General features: G+C 62.7%; 3 protein-coding genes. 1 reads left to right on the top strand and 2 read right to left on the bottom strand.

Annotation, left to right across the window (positions count from 1 at the left end; genetic code table 11):
- Both ACIQ3A_RS14695 and ACIQ3A_RS14690 read right to left on the bottom strand, forming a co-directional pair.
- Window positions 1–229 (bottom strand): TetR/AcrR family transcriptional regulator (locus tag ACIQ3A_RS14695; protein ID WP_396432469.1); only part of this gene is annotated, 229 nt, incomplete at its 3' end.
- Between the two features lie 106 nt (window positions 230–335).
- Entirely contained in the window at window positions 336–1,949 is a 1,614-nt protein-coding gene (locus ACIQ3A_RS14690; RefSeq protein ID WP_396432468.1) for an alkaline phosphatase D family protein, read from the bottom strand.
- 116 nt (window positions 1,950–2,065) lie between these two features.
- Here ACIQ3A_RS14690 and ACIQ3A_RS14685 point away from each other — a divergent pair, with 116 nt between their 5' ends.
- The gene (locus ACIQ3A_RS14685; RefSeq protein WP_396432467.1) at window positions 2,066–2,959 is read left to right on the top strand and encodes a DMT family transporter; all 894 of its coding nucleotides are present in this window, start codon (window positions 2,066–2,068) and stop codon (window positions 2,957–2,959) included.
- Window positions 2,960–3,048 lie beyond the last annotated feature (89 nt).

Raw genomic sequence — 3,048 nt, 5'->3', positions numbered from 1 at the left:
GCATGGCCATCACCATGGCCGCACAAGCCAACTCTTCTTTGCTGGTGAAGTGCTTGTACAGGCTGGCCTTGGCAATGCCCACTTCGGCGGCCACTTCGTCCACCGTCATGGCATCAAAACCCTTTTCAGCCAACAAGCGGTTCACAGACTGAATGATGGCCGTCTCCCTGGCCGCCAACATTTGGATCTTGAAAGACTTTTTAGGCGGCGTCTGTGCGTTGGTATTCATGAACAGATTCTAGTCTGACCGACCAAAAAAAAACCACTCAGTCACGCCCAATCCCGATGAATTCAAGATGCCCCAGCGCCGTTTGTTTTTGCTGGCCCCATGCGCGTCAGGTCTTTTGTAACCCTGCCACGCCGGATCGGATGGCCCACTGCGCCTGAGTCTTGAACACCCCATCGGCCTGAGCCGGGTTGGGGGTGGTTCGAAATTCAGCGTTGATGCCCTCGGGCCTGACCTCCAGCAAGGTGTAGCCGCGCTCATCGGCGCGCGCGTGCAGGATGTCCGGGTTGCTGTCGCGAATCTGGGCGAGCAATTTTTCAGACAGCCCGCGTGACGTGATCGAGGTGGTCACCACCTCGCTGGCCACGATGGGCGAGCGCTCGTCGTTGGGCTGCACGCGCAACTGGGCGGCCACATTCATGTGCACATCACCGCCCAGCAACAGCACGTTTTGCACCCCGGCTTGGGCCACCGTCCGCAGCAGTCTGGCGCGGGCTTGCGGATAACCGTCCCAGCCATCGGTGAAAGCGCTGCGGCCCAAGGGCGTGTTGACGCCACTTGAACTCATCTGGGTCGACTGTGCGACCAGCTTCCAGCGTTTGGTGCTGCCCGTCAGCCCCTCAGAAAACCACCGCTCTTGTGCCATGCCCAGCATGCTGCGCGAGGGGTCGGCCAAGGCATCGCATCCCACCACGACACGACCGCCACCGCGCATCGGGTCTGGGCAGGCCTGGTGATCACGGTATTGACGGCCATCGAGCGTCCAGAGATCGGCCAGTCGCCCCCAAGCCATGCGGTCATGAATGCGCATCTGGCTGGTGTTGGCAGGGTCGGGCCCCAAACGCACCGGCATGTGCTCAAAATAGGCCTGGTAAGCCGCAGCACGGCGCCGCAAAAATACCTGCGGATCGGTGTAACTGCGGTCCAGATCGTTGGCGTAATCGTTCACCACCTCGTGGTCATCCCAGGTCATGACCCAGGTGTGCGCGGCGTGGCAAGCCTGCAGATCGGCATCGGTTTTGTATTGCGCATGCCGGTCACGGTATTCGTCCAGCAACTTGGGCACGCCCCCCAGGTGCTTGCGCAGCATGTGCTGCGCGTTGGAGCTTTCGTAAATGTAGTCCCCTACAAACAGCACCAAGTCCAGCTCGCTCTGGGCCATTTCGCGGTGGGCAGCAAAGTAGCCTTGCTCGTAATGCTGGCAAGAAGCCAATGCGATGCGCAGGCGATCCACCGGGTCATCGGTCGCCGGGCTGGTGCGGGCACGGCCCACCGGGCTGCTGGCAGAGCCGCACACAAAACGGTACCAATAAGGGCGCCCGGCTTGCAAGCCATTCGCCACCACATGCACGCTGTGCGCCCGGACCGCGTCGGTCTGCACGCGCCACTGGCGCACGGGCTGGCGCAAGGCCGCATCGGCAAACACCTCGCACAGCACCGCCACGGGCTGTGCCCTCATCGCGGCATCGGCCTCAGCAATGCGCAGACGCGTCCACAGCACCACGCTGCCCGGCTGAGGTTGGCCGCTGGCCAGGCCCAGGCTGAAAGGGTCGACTTGCCAGCGCGGACCTTCGGCAGCGCCTGCAGCGCGCGTCAATGCCTGCGCCTGTGCGGCAGGCGTGAGCCAGGGCGCCATGGCCAGGGCCAAGGCCATGCGGTGCCACTCGCGCCGGGACACCCCCGACGGCAGGTCGTTGATCGCTGAGTTGTCAAATTTTTTCATGGGCAAACGCGTGCAAGGGCGCGGCAAGGCGCAGGTTGTTGGCATGTTACCCGTGCGCATGGCCCCATGACCTCAGGAGACAGGCCACCGAGCCGGAGCACGGCACAATGCCCGACATGAATTTGCGCAAAGACAATCTGGACGGTTTGGCCGTGGGCATGCTGCTGGCATGCTGCATGTTTTGGGGCTTGCAACAAGTGCTGGTCAAGGCCGTCGTGTTGGAAGTGGCGCCACTGTTTCAGGCCAGCCTGCGCTGCATCGGTGCCAGTGTGCTGTTGTTGATTTGGTGCCGCGTGCGCGGTGTGCGCCTGTTTGAGGGCGATGGCAGCCTTTGGGCCGGGCTGCTGGCGGGCGGGCTGTTTGCGGCCGAATTTGCCTGCATCTATCTGGGTCTGCTGCACACCTCGGCATCGCGCCTGACAGTGTTTCTTTACACCGCGCCATTTTGGGTGGCGGCGCTGGTGCCCCTGTTTGTCAAATCCGAACGCCTTCGCCCCATGCAGTGGCTGGGCCTGGCTTGCGCTTTTGTCGCCGTGGTCTTTGCCATGCGCGAGGGCATGGGCGCCCACGCCGGTGAGGGTTTGGCAGGCGACCTGCTGGGGCTGGCGGCCGGTGCACTGTGGGGCCTGACCACCGTGAGCATTCGGGCCAACAACCTCACCCGCGTTGCCCCTGAAAAACTGTTGCTTTACCAAATCGGCACCACGGCGCTGACGCTGCCCTGGCTTTCTTTGGCCTTGGGTGAAAGCTGGTCATTCGACTGGAGCCCCATGGCCTGGGGCTCGATGCTGGCGCAAACCGTGGTGGGCGCGTTTGCCAGCTACTTGGCCTGGATGTGGATGCTGGGCCGCTACCCGGCCACCAAGATTTCGGTGTTCGTGTTTTTGACCCCGCTGTTTGCCCTGCTGTTTGGCACCCTGATGCTGGGCGAAACCGCCTCACCGACCCTGCTGGCCGCATTGGGCTTGGTGGTGGTCGGCATTGTGCTGGTCAACCGCAAGCCCACATGAGCGATTCGAACGCTGCAAACGCTCACGCCGTCACCGCCCGTTTTTAGACACCTGCATTGTCCCTGCCACCCCACAAAAGGAACCCCATG

Origin of the sequence: Limnohabitans sp., assembly GCF_044361985.1 — a bacterium.
Classification (GTDB): Bacteria; Pseudomonadota; Gammaproteobacteria; order Burkholderiales; family Burkholderiaceae_C; genus Limnohabitans_A.
The sequence above is the reverse complement of the archived record's forward strand: the minus strand, read 5'-3'. Positions and strand labels throughout refer to the sequence as shown.

What these genes read in the sequence shown, in the direction of transcription:
- ACIQ3A_RS14690 (WP_396432468.1), bottom strand. Translation starts at nt 1,949, where the DNA reads ATGAAAAAATTTGACAACTCAGCGATCAACGACCTGCCGTCGGGGGTG.
- ACIQ3A_RS14685 (WP_396432467.1), top strand. Translation starts at nt 2,066, where the DNA reads ATGAATTTGCGCAAAGACAATCTGGACGGTTTGGCCGTGGGCATGCTG.